Below are 15782 nucleotides of genomic sequence, written 5' to 3'. Positions count from 1 at the left end.
CTCGAGGCGTTCCGCGCCCACGGTGGCTCCAGACGCGTTCTACGGCTGACGCGAGCTCGTCGCACTGTACGTCTAGACCTATCTGGCGACTTCTCGGCGGGTACGCGCGCACTGTGTTCGAAGGCGGGAGGACATCGAGACAGACCTGCTGCTATTCGCCTATGCGATCAGGCTGCGCCGTGCCGAACTCGCCGCGGCGACCGCCGGCCCGCTCGCGCGCACCTCACTCGACGGCGCACTGGACGACGCGTGGAGCCTGCGCGTGACGGGCAAGGGCCGGGCCCGGCGCCCTGTCTCGAACTCGTGTAGCTCCTGCCGGCCGTGCTGCAGGCTATCCAGCGGGTCGATCTGGGCGCCCCTATTCTCCATGGCCCCGCAGGCCATGACAAACGGGAGTTCATCCGTGATTGATTTCTCTGATTTCGTAGAAGCGCATGTCACTGGGATCGTTCTGACCGAGGACGATAATGGTGTCAGCATTTCTTTTCGCGGACAAGCCAAGCAGCGTTTCACCCTAGTTGCGAAAGGAGTGGCGCGTTTTGTCGCCGAAAAGTTCCGCGATAAAAGCATCGTTGACAGGGTTCTCCTATGGGATTTAATGAGTGATCCGAATGATTACCGGACCTCGCTAGCGCTTCTGCTGTCAGGGGTGCCCCGTGACCAGATGAATGAGGCAATCTGGCTACCGGTAGTTGAGCGCGAGGTCGCTGCGATCAAGCGCGGCGAGAAAGTGTTCGTTGAAATTGAGCCTGTATATGGAGGCGGGATTGTTCTTCTGGCGAAGAGCGTAACCGTAAGTAGATAGCCGCCTTCTGGTGTGACGCCATGGCAGAGGGATTGCGCTCATTGCGGCGCCTCTGCACTTGCGCGGAAAATAATGAGGCGCTGAGATTTAACTTAGCCTTAAACGAGCCAGTGTTTCGAGCGTCAGCCCCATCGACAGCATGCCGAGAATTACAGCCGGCGTACATTCGATGGTTGCCGGAGAGCTCCGCTCTGACGCGATCCCCTTGAAATCGAATGGGCGGAATATTGGATGAGCAGTAAGTGAGTCGGGACTCACTGATCGCAAATTGCCGGAATTTCGTGACAGATGATAGGGACGCCCAGCGACTGTAAGACAGCCACTGCTGATTGAGCGGCGCTTCGGGATCGTGCCTGCACGGCGACCGGGATGCCGGCAGGGAAGCGCCGGCGCACGCCGATGGAGAGGGTCGGCCGACCTGCTTCATTGGCGTCCGGATTGTGCACACGGGAAGCAAGTGCACAGGCGGGTGGCGCGAACGCTGGACGACGGCGGGGTGCCTCTGTACAACTGGAAGAGCTGTTACTTGGATGAGAGGCCTATGCGTCCATGAAACTCGACACGGGTATTGACGTCCACGCAGAAATGGCCCCGTCAGGCAGCTTTAGACCTTCGCCTTGTCGACGCGCCTTCTTCGATTCTCGCCAGTACACGCTTGCCCGAATCCACCACTGTCGAATCATGTGTCACCTGATAGCGCACAATCATGCCTTCCACGCAGATCATCGCATCCGCGGCGACGGTAGCAGGCGACTGGAGCCCGAGGCGGCCAGCGAGTTCAGAAATGTACTGCTCAAGCGCGTGCTTATGGGATACGGCCTGCTGAAGGTGCCCTGGGTCTCCCGTCGATCCAGCTTCGGCGACCACATTGATAAAGGCGCAACCACGGAAGTCTTCCTGCGCGAACCATTCACCTAGGGCTTCCGCGACGACGGACAACTCGGCACGCTGAGCAAAACGAGCCTCCACCTCGTCGACAAACCAGCGCATCCAGAACTCATGACGACGGTCCAGGAACGCTGCAATAAGTTCGCTCTTGGAGGCGAAGTGCCGGTAAAGCGACATTTTTGCGACGCCTGACTCGGCGATGATCTTGTCGATGCCCGTGGCACGGAACCCGTCCTGATAGAACAGGCGCGCCGCGGTTTCCAATATCCGGTCGCGTGCGGAGGGTTGTGACATTTCGGCCCCTTTTTTGCCAAATCATGCCTCCATTATGGCAGACAGACCTGTCTCTGCACAGGCGCCGAGAGGCACAGAAATTTCTTGACAGACAGACCTGTCTACACCAATATTGAGACAGACCTGTCTCAATCATTCACGGTCGGTACGTCAAGGAGACTGTCATGTGTCCCTCAGATTGCGAAGTCACTGCCCTTCATCAGGCTCTGCAGGCCGATAAGTCGAATCCGGCCACATGGCGCTGGTACAGCGACCTGGTCGACAAGCAACGACTCGCGCTTCGCCTCAAAGAAGACCAGTGGGTCGTCGCGATTGACGGCAGCGACTTTGCATGCGCCGAGGGGCTGTACGCGGCCGTGCGTTGGGCGCACATCATGACGCACTCGGGCGGTTACATCACCTTCGCGGTGTAAGCGAGCGAAGTCCGCCCTGCACACGGGCTAATCGCCAGACTAAGCGATCGAGAACACGCAGCACTGCTCTTATCCACCCTTCGGCCCGGTATCGGGTCTTCATCCACCAGCCACTGAGGTAACACCATGTCGACCAACACTGAACTCCGTCCGCCGCTTCCTCCTTTCACACGCGAATCCGCCATCGAGAAAGTCCGTCTCGCGGAAGATGGCTGGAATTCGCGCGACGCCGTCAAGGTTGCACTCGCCTATTCGCTCGACACGAAATGGCGCAATCGCGCAGAGTTCGCGAACAATCGAACGGAAGCGCAGGCGTTCCTCGAGCGCAAGTGGAAGAAGGAGCACGAGTATCGTCTGATCAAGGAACTGTGGGCGTTCGGCGGCAATCGCATTGCCGTACGCTACGCCTACGAATGGCACGACGACTCGGGCAACTGGTTCTGCTCCTACGGCAACGAGAACTGGGAGTTCGGCGAGGATGGCCTTATGCAGCGCCGCTATGCGTGCATCAACGACATGCCGATCAAGGAATCCGAGCGCAAGTATCACTGGCCCCTGGGCCGTCGGCCGGATGATCATCCCGGCTTGTCGGAGCTCGGCCTCTAATAGCTGGGCTGGTCGTATCGCTTCGATTGGAAGTACGCGGGAAAACGAAGGCAACGGTGAGGCAGTCTCTGCGACGACGGCCTCCCGAAGTTTGGTATGACGGAGCATCCATAGACCCCACTCGCTCTCTCACTCGAATCCAAGGGTGGACCCAAAAGGGCCAACGGGGCTTTTCGCACGTCTCCACAACAGCCGCTCAATGTCGCGCGTAGCTTTTGCAGACATCGCAAAACAGCAGGATAACGAAATAACGCCGCACAGCGACATTATGGTTGGTGCGCCCAAACTCGTGCAATACGGATCGCGCCTTGCTTGCGCGGCGCGCTCCACTTCCGAGTCGGTAGAGTTGGTGCCGATCGACTCAATTATGTCAAACGAAAATATTGAATCACCGCTCGACCACTTCCTTGGCTGGTACTCCTCACTGCCGACGGAACAGCAAGAAGTCATCGCCTTGAGTGCGCATTTCATTCCAGGTTTCAACATTGACGTCGCAGAAGCGATCGAAAAGAACAACGCAGCAGTTCTCTTTGCTGATCGTGTTGTGTCATATAGAGACCGTTCATCGAGCGAACGCTGTGCGGCAACGGTCCTTCACATGTGCCTCGAACATATCGCGTTTGCTAACCAAGGTACCGGCAATTGGCGTGAGCGACAGGCAGCCCTTCGCGAGTATGCCGACGACTTTGGATATCCGGCGCTTCACGATGCAGCAAACGCTGCACAATTTAAGCACGCGCAGTGGGTGCAAACTCGCAAGAAGTGGAATCAGCTGAAAGCTGGTCCGTTCTCCATTGATGCCATCTCCAACTTTCGGGTCTTCGGTCCAAGTGGAGCAGCCTCCTGAAACGCCGGACACGGTCACCCACCTGCGATAACGGGCAGGCATACGACTGTGGTTTTGACCAACACTGTTGTAAGAGTCGGGCAACACATCGCCCGGCGTTTCGCCGCCGTGCAAACGAACGGTCGAAGGTGCGCGCGACCGCACGACACAGAGCGGGAGGTCGAGGGCAAGCAGAAAAGGCGGACACGATGGTCGCTCGAACGAAGATCATTAGGAAAGTCTACGAACCAAAATAATTTCCCTCAGCGCGTGCGTACTAACGGCCCGGTTCAGCGTATCCGCAACCCATCGACGACCTCCCTCATGATCGGCTTGGATGCGTGCCTTGATTCGATGGATGAAGGATCGATGCAATTTCAATAGCGTCCAAGACTGGTTTTCGATAGATTCGATAGGGATAGCCAATAGGTGAGGGAATTCCCGTGTTGCTACGTCATATCCGTTACTTCCTTGCAGTAGCAGAACAGAAGAACTTCACGCGCGCTGCCGAGGCGCTTCATGTATCGCAGCCCACCTTGTCGCAGCAGATCCGGCAGCTCGAGGACACCCTGGGAACACTGCTGTTCGACCGTTCCGGCAGAACTGTGCACCTGACCGACGCGGGCGAAGCGTGGATGCGTTATGCCAAGCTCGCGCTACAGGACCTTGACGCAGGGGTGAGGGCGATACACGACGTGGCGGAATTGAGTCGGGGCAGCCTGCGTTTCGCAGTAACGCCGACCTTTACGGCTTCCTTGGTCGGGCCGGTCGTCGATGGCTTCCACCAGCTGCATCCTGGCATCAGGATCGATATCCGCGAACTCACACAGGATCAGATGGAGGCGCAGCTTGCAGACGACAGGCTTGATATCGGTGTCGCATTCCATCCGGCCTTTTCAGTCGACATCGAAAGCCAACCCCTCTTCGCGGAAACGCTGAGCCTGGTGGTAGGCCGCAACCACCCGCGTGCCGCACGCCGCAAGGCACTCGCGGGGCCTGACTTTGGCAAGGAGCCGCTGGTCTTGCTGAACGACACATTCGCGACGCGCCGGTTCATCGATGAGCATTTTGCGCGTCACGCTATTCGACCGCTTGTCGCAATCGAAGTGGATACGGTCGGTGCAATCGTCGAGATCGTGCGTCGCGGGCAGCTGGCGACGGTTCTCCCTGATCACATCGCACGCGTGCAAGAGGGCCTACATCCCGTGCCGATCGATCCCCCTCTGCCAACGCGTACGGCTGCCGTCTTAGAGCGCAAGGGTGCGTATCGCACTGCGGCAAGCAGGGCGTTCTTACAACTGCTGACTGAGCAGTTTGGAAAGCCGACGTGACCACCCCCGACATCGCCGTCGTTGCGTAGTTGAGTAACTTGCTTTGAAGCTGATGCCGCGCGAGGGATTGGCCCGCAACAGCGCGTTTTGCCGAGATCATCGACAGGAAGCCCGCTTTTGCTGACCATTGGATGCTGCAACTGACGATCCGCCGGACATAAACACATCGAGGCGACTCGCACTTTGTGAGGCGGCGTACGACTCGCTTCGTCGCAGCCGCTTGGTCTGGCGTCACGAGCCGTGGAAAACCGTATCGTTCAGGCGTTGCAGCGTACCGTCCTGCTCGGCCTGGATCAGCTCGTTGATCACGTCGCGGCGGGTCAGTGCGCGCTGGGCTTCCGGCGCCGCGTTCCGCTGGATCAACGGTGCAGCGGAGTGGTAACCGGGTGCAGCCGCTTCTGCGGAAGAGGCAGCAAACGCGGTCGTGGTGGAAGCAGCCAGCGTGAGTGCCGACAGGACGTAAGAAATGTGACGGATGCTCTTGTTCATAATGTTTCCCTTTCCTTGTTTCGATATGAATTAGGTAGTACTAACTGTAATGATGTTGCGGTTCATAGTTTCTGCTAGCCGAATCACCGGACGAGATTCGCGCACCGCCCGACAAAACGAGCAGTACCAGTGAACTTCAATACACGCCCAACAATCCGTCGTTCTTCGCAACCAGATCGTTGGGCGCTAATCGCTCACCGCGGCTGTAGCGATCCGGGCTTCAAAGCCCCAACTCGCTCAGCCCCGGATGATCGTCCGGCCGACGGCCCAGGGGCCAGTGATACTTGCGCTCGGATTCCTTGATGGGCATGTCGTTGATGCACGCATAGCGGCGCTGCATAAGGCCATCCTCGCCGAACTCCCAGTTCTCGTTGCCGTAGGAGCGGAACCAGTTGCCCGAGTCGTCGTGCCATTCGTAGGCGTAGCGTACGGCAATGCGATTGCCGCCGAACGCCCACAGTTCCTTGATCAGACGATACTCGTGCTCCTTTTTCCACTTGCGCTCGAGGAACGCCTGCGCTTCCGCTCGATTGTTCGCGAACTCGGCGCGATTGCGCCATTTCGTGTCGAGCGAATAGGCGAGCGCGACCTTGGCGGCGTCGCGCGAATTCCAGCCATCTTCCGCGAGACGGACTTTCTCGATGGCCGTCTCCAGCGTGAACGGGGGAAGCGGCGGGCGAATTGCTGCGGGTGAAGTCACTTCGGATCTCCTTGTGGGGTACAGCGCGTTGTTGGTGCTCGACGTGGAGCCCGGCCCCGTCATCGTGCAACCCGAGAGCGCAAGGCCGCCCGAAGCAAGCGCGGCACCGGTGCTCAGTAAGAATTTTCGTCTTCGCATCATTGGTTCAGAACGGCTTGGTCGGCAGATACTTGCCGTTGAGCGTGATGACGGCACGCTCGCCGCCTTCCGGGTCCGGAACCTTCTGGATATCGAGTTTGAAGTTGATCGCGCTGATGATGCCGTCGCCGAATTTCTCGTGAACCAGCGCCTTCAACGTTGAACCGTACACCTGCACCATTTCGTAGAAGCGGTAGACGGTCGGATCGGTCGGCACGCCACCCGGAATGCTGCCGCGCACGGGAATGGTTTGCAGGAGGCGCACGGCGTCGTCGTCGAGCCCGAGGCGTTCCGCGACGAGCTTCGCCGCATTCTCCGGTAGCGCATGCTGACCAAGCAGCGCGGCTGTCGTGTATGCGAGGCTCAGGCCCGTGCCTTCGTTGATGGCTTCGAACGTGAGGTTCTTGCGCACCTTCGCGTCGACGATCGTTTCCGTCAGAGCTTCGCGCGCGTTCGGTGTGACTTGCGATTGGGTCATGATGTTGCTCCTTGAGTAAATCAACCTAGTGAGATCGGCAGTCGGTGTGACGAGCCGGGAATCAGAGCGCAGCCACGCACTCGGCGGGCGTCGCGGTGACATCGGGATGCGCGGCGAGCGGCACGAACTGGCGAGTCGCGGCGTCGAGCGCGTCGATCGAGCCGGATTCGATGTCGTAGACCCATCCGTGCAAATTGAGGCGGCCTTGCGCGAGTCCCAGTGCAACGGAGGGATGGGTCTTGAGGTTGTCGAGCTGTGCGATGACGTTCTCGCGCACCATCGAGTCGACGCGCTCGCGCTCGCCTGCATGTTCACGCGCCTCGTTGACGAGCTTCGCCGAGTCGGCGTAGCGCAGCCAGTTCGCGACGGCGGGCATATGGTCGAGGCACTTGCACGTTGCGACGGCCGTCATCGCGCCGCAGTCCGAGTGGCCGCAGATCACCACATCCGTCACGCCGAGCGCGGCGACTGCATATTCGACGGTTGCCGACACACCGCCCGGCTCGGGACCGAACGAAGGCACGATGTTGCCGGCGTTGCGGATTACGAACAGATCGCCCGGTTCGCGCTGAGTGACCAGTTCGGGAACCATGCGGCTATCGGAACAGGAAATGAACAGAGTGCGCGGCGTCTGGCTGGTGGCCAGCTTGCGGAACAACTCCCTGCGAGCGGGCATGATGTCCCGTTGAAATTTCAGAAAACCGTCGATGATCTCTTGCATGGTCAGCTCCATTCAGTCTGGCGTTCGTCGCCGCGTCGGTCAGTGCGATGCGTTGAACAGAGAATGGACCTGTTGCGTCATAGTGTCCAAGACGGGTTTGTGATGCTAACCATAGGCAAGACCAATTGTTGTCGGACACGAGGAAATTCGCCGTGCTGTTGTGTGATGTCCGTTACGTCCTGGCCGTCCCGGAACACCGCAATTTCACATACGCCGCCGAGGCACTGCACGTTTCGCAGCCCACGCTGTCGCAGCGGATACGTCAACTGGAAGACACGCTGCGCACTCAGCGGCTAGACCGTTCGGGGCGGAACGTGCAATTCATGGATGCCGGCGCGGCGTGGATGCGCTATGCGAAATCCGTGCTACGGGATCTGGATGCGGGCGGGCGTCGGCAGTCGAGATATCCTCCTGGTCATTCGGCTGTTGGTCTTCGTGAAGAACAAGCGCTGCCCCAAAATCAACGGAGACTGCGGCGGCTCAACATCGGAGGACCGGTTCATGGCGAACAAGAGTCATTGGCGCGAACGTCGCCATGGCACTCAATTCTTGTCCGAATCTGCCGTTAACTCATGGGGCCGGCCCTGAGAGGGCGGTGTTCCGGCGTGTGGATTGGCTGGACAAGGGGGCCGTCAACCGCAGTCTCGAGGCCACAGTGCCGCGCTCGTCGCCGCGACGCCCCGACGATGGGTCAATTCCTCGTTTGCGAGTTCGATGAGTACGCAACCATTCGAGGCAGGTGATCTCATATCCTGCCTGCCGCCGCAGGCGCGCCCGAAGATTGCCGGATCGAAGTGCGCCGGCGAGGGTTTTTCGTATTGGTTAGAGAATGTATCCGAACAGTTATGATGTTCCGATTGCGCGCCTCGTTGCGCGTCAGATTCTGTCCTGCGCCCCCGCCACGCCGGTGCGGGAGGTCGCGCGACGCATGTTCGCCGAACGTTGCAGTTCGATCGTCGTGATGAAGGATGAACAGGTCGTCGGGATCTGGACCGAGCATGATGCACTGTCGGCCGGCGATAATCCGCGCGAACTCGATCGGCCGGTCAGCGAGGTGATGAGCCATCCGGTGCTGACGCTCGAGGCCAATACGCCGCTGGGTGAAGCCGCGATGAAGTTCAAGCAGTCGGGCGTGCGGCACTTCGTGGTGGTCCGGGACGGCGCCGCGATCGGCGTGCTGACGCAGACCGACATCGTCGTGAACCAGGGGGCGGAATTTTTCCTGCACCTGAAGCCCATCGAATCGATCCGCGTTCATCCGCCTGTTGTGGTGCCCGAGCAGACCGCGCTGCACGAAGTCATCGCACGGATGCGTGCGCAACGGCTCGATGCGATCCTCGTCGGCTACGACGATGGCGAGCACGGCATCCTTACCGAGCGGGACATCGTCCGGCTCTTGGCAGACGGCGGGGCCCAAGGCGCGGTCGGCGCCTACGCGAGCAGGCCGCTGCAGATGCTGACCGCAAGGCAGAGCCTGTATGCGGCGCAGCGTTTCATGACCGAGCACAGTGTGCGGCATGTTGGCATCGAGGACGAGGATGGCCGGCTGACCGGGCTGCTCTGTTTCGCGGACGTGCTGCAGAGCATCGAGCACGAATACGCGAACGAGCTGCGCAGCGCGTTGCGCGAGCGCGACGAAGCGCTGGGTCTCGCGCGCTTTAACCTGCGCATGGCGGATCGGGTGTTCGAATCGGCGCTCGAAGGCATCATGGTGACCGACCGGCACGCGAAGATCGAGCGTGTCAACCAGGCCTTTACGCGGTTGACCGGGTACACCGAGGACGAAGTGGTCGGGCGCAACCCGGGGCTGCTGAGTTCCGGGCGCCAGACGCCCGATTTCTACAAGCAGCTGTGGCATTCGCTCACGACCGATGGCCACTGGCAAGGCGAAATCTGGAATCGCCGCAAGACCGGCGAGCTGTTTCTCGAATACCTGACGATCACCAGCATTCGCGACAGCGAAGGCGAGATCTCTCACTACGCGGCGATTTTTTCCGACATCACGCAGCGGCGCCAGGCGGAGGAGCGGCTGGGCTATCTCGCCACGCACGACGTGCTCACCAATCTCGCGAACCGGATGCTGTTCGAGGAGCGGCTCACGCACGCGATCGTTCATGCGAAGCGGTTCGGTCGCAAGGTCGCGGTGATGTACCTCGATCTCGACCGGTTCAAGCTGGTCAACGATACGCTCGGCCACAACGCTGGCGACGAGGTGCTGAAGATGGTCGCGGAGCGCATCGTCGCGAACGTGCGCGCGAACGACACGGTGGCGCGCATGGGCGGTGACGAATTCGCGCTCGTGCTCGAGGAGGTCGACGATGTCCGCGACGTCGGGCGAGTCGCGCGCAAGCTGCTGGACGAAGTGGGACGGGCGATCGATATCGGCGATCGCCAGATCTTCGTGACGCCGAGCATCGGTATCAGCATCTATCCGGACGACGGCACCGACGCGGAGGACTTGATCCTGCTCGCGGACCAGGCGATGTACGGTGCGAAGAGCCGTGGCAGGAACGTGTTCCAGTTCTTCGAGAGCAAGATGACGTCGTCGGCGATCGAGCAGCTGGAGACGCTCGGCGAGTTGCACCGCGCGCTCGAGCAGAATGAATTCCGCCTGTTCTACCAGCCGCAATACGATCTGGCCAGCGGCCGGATCGTCGGCGTGGAGGCGCTGCTGCGCTGGTTGCATCCGAGCAGGGGTTTGGTGCCGCCGGGCGACTTCATCGGGCTCGCGGAGCGATCGGCGCTGATCGTCCCGATCGGCAGGTGGGTGCTGCACGAAGCCTGCCGCCAGGCGCGCCGCTGGCTCGACGAGGGCTTCGAGTTCGGGCGTGTGTCGGTGAACGTGTCGGCGCGGCAGTGCTTTACCGACCACTTCCTGAGCGACCTGACGACCATTCTCAGCGAAACCGCGTTGCCGGCCGAATACCTGCAGCTCGAGTTGCTCGAAAGCATGGCGATGAACACCCGCGAGGAAATCGGCATCCTGCTGCGCGAACTGGCGACGCGGGGGATCAGCCTCGCGATCGACGATTTCGGTACGGGTTATTCGTCGCTGGTGTATCTGAAGGATCTGCCCGTCGATACGCTGAAGATCGATCAGTCGTTCCTCACGGACTGCGGCTCGGGCAGCACGGACGACGCGATCGTGCGCGCGATCGTTGCAATGGGGCGCGCGCTGGGGCTCGATGTCGTGATGGAGGGCGTCGAGACGGCAAAGCAGCTGGCCTTCCTGCAGGAGATCGGTTGCCACCAGGGGCAGGGCTTCCTGTTCGCACGGCCGCAGCCTGCCGACCAGCTGGTCGGCATCTCGTCGCGCCGCGGCGCTGAATTGCTGGCAGAGTGAGCCGATCGCGCCCCGGCCGTTCCGGCTGCGGCGCGACTATCCCGCAGACAGTTCGATCGACGGGCACACGGGATCCAGCGCCCGCTCGGAAAGCCAGTTCCAACGCACTGCATTCGGCCGTGCACGCGTTACGGCTGGCTGGGTACTGGTTTTTCCGAGGTGCGCAGGCGGCCGGGCCGCTTTCCCGTGACGCGCACCGCGAGCTTACGTACGCAGCGCGGCGAGTAATGGTGCCCAGAATGCGCGGCTCCCATACGCCGCGACATCACAATCGGTTTCGAAACGGATCGCGATCGCGGCCTCCGCTTCGGTCAGCGGGTCCGCATGCTCGATCTGTCGTGCCAGCACGGCCGTGTCGGCATCGGAGGCATCGCGTCCGGATGCCGCCCGCGCCGCGACACGTGCGGCGAGCGTCGCCTGGCTCGCGGTGAAATCGAGAATCGCGACCCGCGCGCCGCGGCGTGCGGCGAGCGAGATGAACGCCGCGCGGTTGCGTTCGCGCAGGAACGTCGCGTCGATGATCGCCGTGTAGCCGCTGTCGAGCACCACGCCGGCCTCTGAAAGCAGCCTTTCGTAGACCCGGTCGATCGCCGTGTCCGAATAGGCGCCGCGCGGCAGACGGGTGCCCCCGGGGACACCGGCATTCCGCTTGCGTTCGACATCGCTGGACAGCCGGATCGCCCCGAGCCGCTCCGCCAGCGCACGGCTGGCCAGCGATTTGCCCGAGCCGGAAACCCCGTGACACAGGAGCAGCATCGGTTGCGCATCGCGTCGTGCATTAGCCATGGTCGACGCGATGCGCAGATAGCAGGCACGCGCCGCTTCGTCACCGCGTAATCGTGCGGTCAGCGCGCGCACCAGTGCCCGATAGACGAAGTAGCACGGCAGCACGCCCAGTGCCGCATGGTCGCCCGTGCGTGCCAGCCATCCGGAAAGGAGGCGGTGGGCGCAATCGTCGCGCCCGTGGGCGGAGAAATCCATCAACGCGAACGCGAGATCGCTCGCCACGTCGATCCAGCGCAGCGTGTCGTCGAATTCGATGCAGTCGAACATCAGGATCCGGTTGCGCCAGCGGACGATATTGTCGAGATGCAGATCACCGTGGCACGCGCGCACGAATCCGTGTGCATGCCGATCGGCAAGCCGCGGTGCGATGCGGGTCAACTCGGCTTCGTACCAGGCGCGCAGCGCGGCCTCGTCCGTCACGGCGACGTCGAGCGTGTCGAGCAAGGGCCGGCACTGGGCCGCGACGCATTCCGCGCTGCCGGGATGGCCGCGCGGGGCGCGGCGCGGCGCATGCAGATGAAGGCGGCCCAGCATATCGGCGAGGGCGTCCGCATCCGCCAGCCCTTCATCGAGCGACGTGCTGCGTGCGGACAACATCCCTCGCGCGTCGAACCGGCGCATGCGCACCACGTACTCGCCGGGCGCCGCCTGCTGCCGCTGACGGCGCCCGCCAATCCGCACCGGCGCATCGAACGCGCATCGTCGGCCGCGTGCGACGAGCGGCCAGACGCCCAGGTACAGCGGGCCGGCAAACGGCCGATTGAGCGTGCATTCCGCGAGCGCACAGCGGCGGCGCCGCGCAGCGCGCACGAGATCGACGAACGCGAAACGCACCGGCTTGATGCGCTTGTACGCGTAGCGCCCCGCCAGATAGACGACGGACAGATGGGTTTCGATCCGCTCGATGCGGCCCGCGGGGTGCGGATACGTGGCGGGCCGACTCAATGCGCGATCGAATTGCATCGCCTTTCGTCGTGCATTTCCGCGGCCCAGCGCAAACGGTACGTGAGGCGTTCGGGACATGATGGACGGATCGGTATGGCGGGCGCGCGCGTCGTTGCCGCACCGCGCAGGTTGGATTCGAACGAGAACGGCACGTTCCAGTCTGCTCGATTTTGTCGGATCGGTGTGGCAAGCCACACACCACCGCTTGACGGACTCCATTGCAGCCGAGCAGCGCGCGTGCCGACTTGATACGCGTCAAGCCTGCAACGAAAGAGGACGCTTGACGCAAGTCAACCGCGCTCGCGGGAGCGGCAATACAGTCGGTTCCAGCACCCGTGAAGGCGTGACAGCGCGCGGCATGTTGCATGCGCGCCGCGACATGGCGGGATTGGCGGCCGCCGGGCGCGGTCATGTGCTCTTGGGGGCCGCCGGTGACAATGTGAACAGTACCCAGTCACTCCACTGGCGCGAGGCTTCCGGCATGCGGACGCGCGCGCTGCAGCAACTCCATGAGCCGCTGCGCAAGCGGCGAGACATAGCCGCCCACGCGTAACACTGCGCCGACGTTGCGCGCGAGATTCAACTCGGTTTCGTCGATGTTCAAGGGCAAGATTCCGCGCTGCGAGTTGGCCGTCGCATTGCCCGCGATGCAGAGCATGCGCGAGCCGCGCACCAGTTCGAGCAGCGCGGGAATCGCGAAGTCCGTTTCGACCCGCAACGCCGGCTCCGGCAATCCCTGGCGGCGAAAAGCGTCGTTCACCTGACGGCGCAGCGGGATGTTCATGCCCGGCAGCAACCATTCCTCATTCGCCAGATCGCGCAGCCTGAGCCGCGTCTTGCGGTGCAGCAGATGCGATTCGTCGGCCATCACATGCAGACGATCGCGAAAGAGCGGCAGCGTGTCGAACTCCTTGCTCATGTCCGGCGGCTCGGGCGCGACTGCCATGTCCAGTTCGCCGGCCTTCATCAGCGTGAACAGGTCGTTCGCGAGCCGCCGCCGCAGACGCAGCCGCGCGGCCGGGCGCTCGTTCATCAACTGCCGGCAGGCGCGCAGCACGATCGAGTCGGGCACCGTGGGCGAATAGCCCACCCGCAGAATGCCTTGCTCGCCAGTCTGGATCGCGCGCGGTTCCTTGAGCGCATCCTGGTATTCGAGCGCGATACGCTGCGCACGCTCGACGAACACCGCGCCGCCAGGCGTGAGCGCGACGCCGTTCGGGCCACGGTGAAACACCGCCTGGCCCACTTCGCTCTCGATGCGCTTGACCGCCTTGGTCAACGCGGGCTGACTCATGCCGAGCGCTTCTGCGGCCTTGCCAATGCTGCCGCAGCGACGGACTTCCAGCAGATAGTCCAGATCGCGTGTCTCCATGCCATTCCCCTTGGTTATGGGTTTATAGCCACCGCTTCATTGCGGGAATGAACGACATCTTACACACTGGCTCGACATTCATTGGAGACCTGAATGAGCTTCCCGTATTTTCTGCGGCGCGCGGCGGCCTTCTGGGGTGACGTGCCCGCCGTGATCCATCGCGACCGCCCGCTCACTTACCGGCAACTCGAGGCGCGTTCGAACCAGCTTGCGCACGCGCTTATCGCCCTCGGTCTGCGGCGCGGCGACCGCGTGGCGGTGCAGTCGCGCAACTGCACGGAACTGGTCGAGATCGAATGCGCGCTGTACAAGACGGGTCTCGTGAAAGCGGCGCTCAATCCACGCTTTACGACGGCGGAAGCGTCGGACGTGGTGGAAAACTGCACGCCGCGCGTGCTGATCGCGGGCCGCGGCTATACGGGCTATACGCGCGCCATGCCCGGTTTTGCGAGCGTCGAGACGTTCATCGCCATCGGCGGCGCCGAAGGCTATGTCGATTACGAAGCGCTGCTGGGCCGGGCTGCTTCGCACGCGCCCGATTTCGCCAGCCACGCGGACGATCTCGCCGTGCTGCATTTCTCGTCGGGCTCGACCGGCAAGATCAAGGCCGCGATGCAAAGCTACGGCAACCGCATGGCGTCGCTGCGCAAGCTGCTGATCGGCATGGACACGCAGCCGCGCCCCGGCGACCGGCTCGCGCTCGTCGGGCCGATTACGCATGCGTCGGGCATGCTCATGCAGCCGTTTCTCTATTGCGGCGCCACGCTCGTGCTGTTCGACGCATTCGAGACCGCGCAATTTCTCGCCGATCTCGAACGCCTGCGCGTCACGCACGTCTTCATGGTGCCCGCGATGATCAACATGCTGCTCAACGAGCCTGCGCTCGCGCACACCGACCTGAGCGCGCTGAAGTCGCTCTCGTATGGCGCCGCGCCGATGGCCCCCGCGCGCATTCAGGAGGCGTGGGCGCGCTTCGGGCCGATTCTCTCGCAAGGCTATGGCGCGAGCGAATCGACCTCGGGCGTCACGCGTCTCACGATTGCGGACCACGCGTATGCGATCGCGCAGTGCCCGGAACGTCTCGCTTCGTGCGGGCGGCCGATGGGCGAGACCGAAGTGTGCGTGCTCGGCGAAGACGGGCGGCCGCTGGCGGCGGGTGAAGTCGGCGAAATTGCCGTGCGCGGCGAGGACGTTTTCAAGGGCTACTGCGGCGCGCCCGACCTCACGGCCGAAGTGCTCGTGAACGGCTGGCTGATGACGGGCGATCTCGCGCGCACCGATGAAGACGGCTACCTGTATCTGGTCGACCGCAAGAAGGACATGATCGTCTCGGGCGGCTTCAACGTCTATCCGACCGAGGTCGAGGCCGTGCTCTATCAGCATCCCGACGTGCTCGAAGCCTGTGTGTTCAGCGTGCCCGACGAGCGCTGGGGCGAGGGCGTGAAAGCGGCGGTGGTGCTCAAGCCGCAACGCACGGCGAATCAGGACGCGCTGGTCGCGCATTGCCGCAGCTTGCTCGCCGACTACAAGCTGCCGCGCTCGATCAGTTTCGTCGCGGAACTGCCGCGCAACGCGAGCGGCAAGATCGCGCGCAAGATGGTGCGCGAACAGTACTGGCAAGGCGCGGAGCGGCGCATCAACTGAGGA

The 15782-nt window shown here is 62.4% G+C and carries 14 protein-coding genes and 1 pseudogene; 8 read left to right on the top strand and 7 right to left on the bottom strand.

Annotated features, from left to right (window positions below; translation table 11 throughout):
• The first annotated feature begins 403 nt into the window (after window positions 1-403).
• Window positions 404-805, top strand: a complete 402-nt coding sequence (locus ABIC50_RS15700) for a hypothetical protein (protein WP_354165198.1) — start codon at window positions 404-406, stop codon at window positions 803-805.
• 594 nt (window positions 806-1399) lie between these two features.
• On the opposite strand, the gene ABIC50_RS15695 is transcribed toward ABIC50_RS15700, so the two are convergent.
• Complete coding sequence (locus ABIC50_RS15695; protein WP_011660841.1) at window positions 1400-1987, bottom strand: TetR/AcrR family transcriptional regulator; 588 nt, start codon at window positions 1985-1987, stop codon at window positions 1400-1402.
• Window positions 1988-2151: 164 nt separating this feature from the next.
• Between ABIC50_RS15695 and ABIC50_RS15690 the strand changes: the two genes are divergently transcribed.
• The 4 genes from ABIC50_RS15690 (at window position 2152) to cynR (ending at window position 5163) form a co-directional block, all read left to right on the top strand.
• The gene (locus ABIC50_RS15690) at window positions 2152-2400 is read left to right on the top strand and encodes a hypothetical protein (protein ID WP_354165195.1); all 249 of its coding nucleotides are present in this window, start codon (window positions 2152-2154) and stop codon (window positions 2398-2400) included.
• Between the two features lie 126 nt (window positions 2401-2526).
• Window positions 2527-3006 carry a nuclear transport factor 2 family protein gene (locus ABIC50_RS15685; RefSeq protein WP_354165192.1) on the top strand — a complete coding sequence of 160 codons (480 nt, stop codon included), beginning with the start codon at window positions 2527-2529 and terminating at the stop codon, window positions 3004-3006.
• A gap of 199 nt (window positions 3007-3205) precedes the next feature.
• Window positions 3206-3853 (top strand): hypothetical protein, encoded by a 648-nt coding sequence (locus ABIC50_RS15680; protein ID WP_175764542.1) that lies wholly within the window; start codon window positions 3206-3208, stop codon window positions 3851-3853.
• A gap of 422 nt (window positions 3854-4275) precedes the next feature.
• Window positions 4276-5163, top strand: coding sequence for a transcriptional regulator CynR (cynR, locus tag ABIC50_RS15675; protein WP_012372076.1), 888 nt, complete (start codon window positions 4276-4278; stop codon window positions 5161-5163).
• A gap of 231 nt (window positions 5164-5394) precedes the next feature.
• Here cynR and ABIC50_RS15670 read toward each other — a convergent pair whose 3' ends face one another.
• The 4 genes from ABIC50_RS15670 to ABIC50_RS15655 form a co-directional block, all read right to left on the bottom strand.
• Complete coding sequence (locus ABIC50_RS15670; RefSeq protein WP_011660836.1) at window positions 5395-5652, bottom strand: DUF4148 domain-containing protein; 258 nt, start codon at window positions 5650-5652, stop codon at window positions 5395-5397.
• Between the two features lie 220 nt (window positions 5653-5872).
• A complete protein-coding gene (locus ABIC50_RS15665) occupies window positions 5873-6352 on the bottom strand; it encodes a nuclear transport factor 2 family protein (RefSeq protein WP_010808884.1) in 480 nt (159 codons plus the stop codon).
• Window positions 6353-6497: 145 nt separating this feature from the next.
• Window positions 6498-6968 (bottom strand): cyanase, encoded by a 471-nt coding sequence (cynS, locus tag ABIC50_RS15660; RefSeq protein ID WP_124657387.1) that lies wholly within the window; start codon window positions 6966-6968, stop codon window positions 6498-6500.
• 61 nt (window positions 6969-7029) lie between these two features.
• Window positions 7030-7689 (bottom strand): carbonic anhydrase, encoded by a 660-nt coding sequence (locus ABIC50_RS15655; protein WP_012372075.1) that lies wholly within the window; start codon window positions 7687-7689, stop codon window positions 7030-7032.
• A gap of 152 nt (window positions 7690-7841) precedes the next feature.
• Here ABIC50_RS15655 and ABIC50_RS15650 point away from each other — a divergent pair.
• Window positions 7842-8081 (top strand): annotated as a pseudogene (locus ABIC50_RS15650) (LysR family transcriptional regulator); the annotation flags it as partial.
• A gap of 437 nt (window positions 8082-8518) precedes the next feature.
• The gene (locus tag ABIC50_RS15645) at window positions 8519-11032 is read left to right on the top strand and encodes an EAL domain-containing protein (RefSeq protein WP_354165190.1); all 2514 of its coding nucleotides are present in this window, start codon (window positions 8519-8521) and stop codon (window positions 11030-11032) included.
• 204 nt (window positions 11033-11236) lie between these two features.
• Here the strand turns inward: ABIC50_RS15645 and ABIC50_RS15640 are convergent, their stop codons facing one another.
• Together ABIC50_RS15640 and ABIC50_RS15635 are read right to left on the bottom strand one after the other, a co-directional pair.
• Complete coding sequence (locus ABIC50_RS15640; RefSeq protein ID WP_354165187.1) at window positions 11237-12982, bottom strand: bifunctional aminoglycoside phosphotransferase/ATP-binding protein; 1746 nt, start codon at window positions 12980-12982, stop codon at window positions 11237-11239.
• Window positions 12983-13217: 235 nt separating this feature from the next.
• Window positions 13218-14135, bottom strand: coding sequence for a LysR family transcriptional regulator (locus tag ABIC50_RS15635; protein WP_354165184.1), 918 nt, complete (start codon window positions 14133-14135; stop codon window positions 13218-13220).
• Between the two features lie 93 nt (window positions 14136-14228).
• Between ABIC50_RS15635 and ABIC50_RS15630 the strand changes: the two genes are divergently transcribed.
• A complete protein-coding gene (locus ABIC50_RS15630; protein ID WP_354165181.1) occupies window positions 14229-15779 on the top strand; it encodes an AMP-binding protein in 1551 nt (516 codons plus the stop codon).
• The last annotated feature ends 3 nt before the right edge of the window (window positions 15780-15782 follow it).

Origin of the sequence: Burkholderia sp. 567 (genome assembly GCF_040545115.1) — a bacterium.
Lineage (GTDB): Bacteria > Pseudomonadota > Gammaproteobacteria > Burkholderiales > Burkholderiaceae > Burkholderia > Burkholderia ambifaria.
This window is presented reverse-complemented; position numbering and strand designations above follow the sequence as displayed.

Bases quoted from the DNA above. Each gene is read 5' to 3' on its own strand.
- ABIC50_RS15695 (WP_011660841.1), bottom strand. From the start codon at position 1,987: ATGTCACAACCCTCCGCACGCGACCGGATATTGGAAACCGCGGCGCGC.
- ABIC50_RS15690 (WP_354165195.1), top strand. From the start codon at position 2,152: ATGTGTCCCTCAGATTGCGAAGTCACTGCCCTTCATCAGGCTCTGCAG.
- ABIC50_RS15685 (WP_354165192.1), top strand. From the start codon at position 2,527: ATGTCGACCAACACTGAACTCCGTCCGCCGCTTCCTCCTTTCACACGC.
- ABIC50_RS15680 (WP_175764542.1), top strand. From the start codon at position 3,206: ATGTCGCGCGTAGCTTTTGCAGACATCGCAAAACAGCAGGATAACGAA.
- ABIC50_RS15670 (WP_011660836.1), bottom strand. From the start codon at position 5,652: ATGAACAAGAGCATCCGTCACATTTCTTACGTCCTGTCGGCACTCACG.
- cynS (WP_124657387.1), bottom strand. From the start codon at position 6,968: ATGACCCAATCGCAAGTCACACCGAACGCGCGCGAAGCTCTGACGGAA.
- ABIC50_RS15655 (WP_012372075.1), bottom strand. From the start codon at position 7,689: ATGCAAGAGATCATCGACGGTTTTCTGAAATTTCAACGGGACATCATG.
- ABIC50_RS15645 (WP_354165190.1), top strand. From the start codon at position 8,519: ATGTATCCGAACAGTTATGATGTTCCGATTGCGCGCCTCGTTGCGCGT.
- ABIC50_RS15640 (WP_354165187.1), bottom strand. From the start codon at position 12,982: ATGGAGTCCGTCAAGCGGTGGTGTGTGGCTTGCCACACCGATCCGACA.
- ABIC50_RS15635 (WP_354165184.1), bottom strand. From the start codon at position 14,135: ATGGAGACACGCGATCTGGACTATCTGCTGGAAGTCCGTCGCTGCGGC.
- ABIC50_RS15630 (WP_354165181.1), top strand. From the start codon at position 14,229: ATGAGCTTCCCGTATTTTCTGCGGCGCGCGGCGGCCTTCTGGGGTGAC.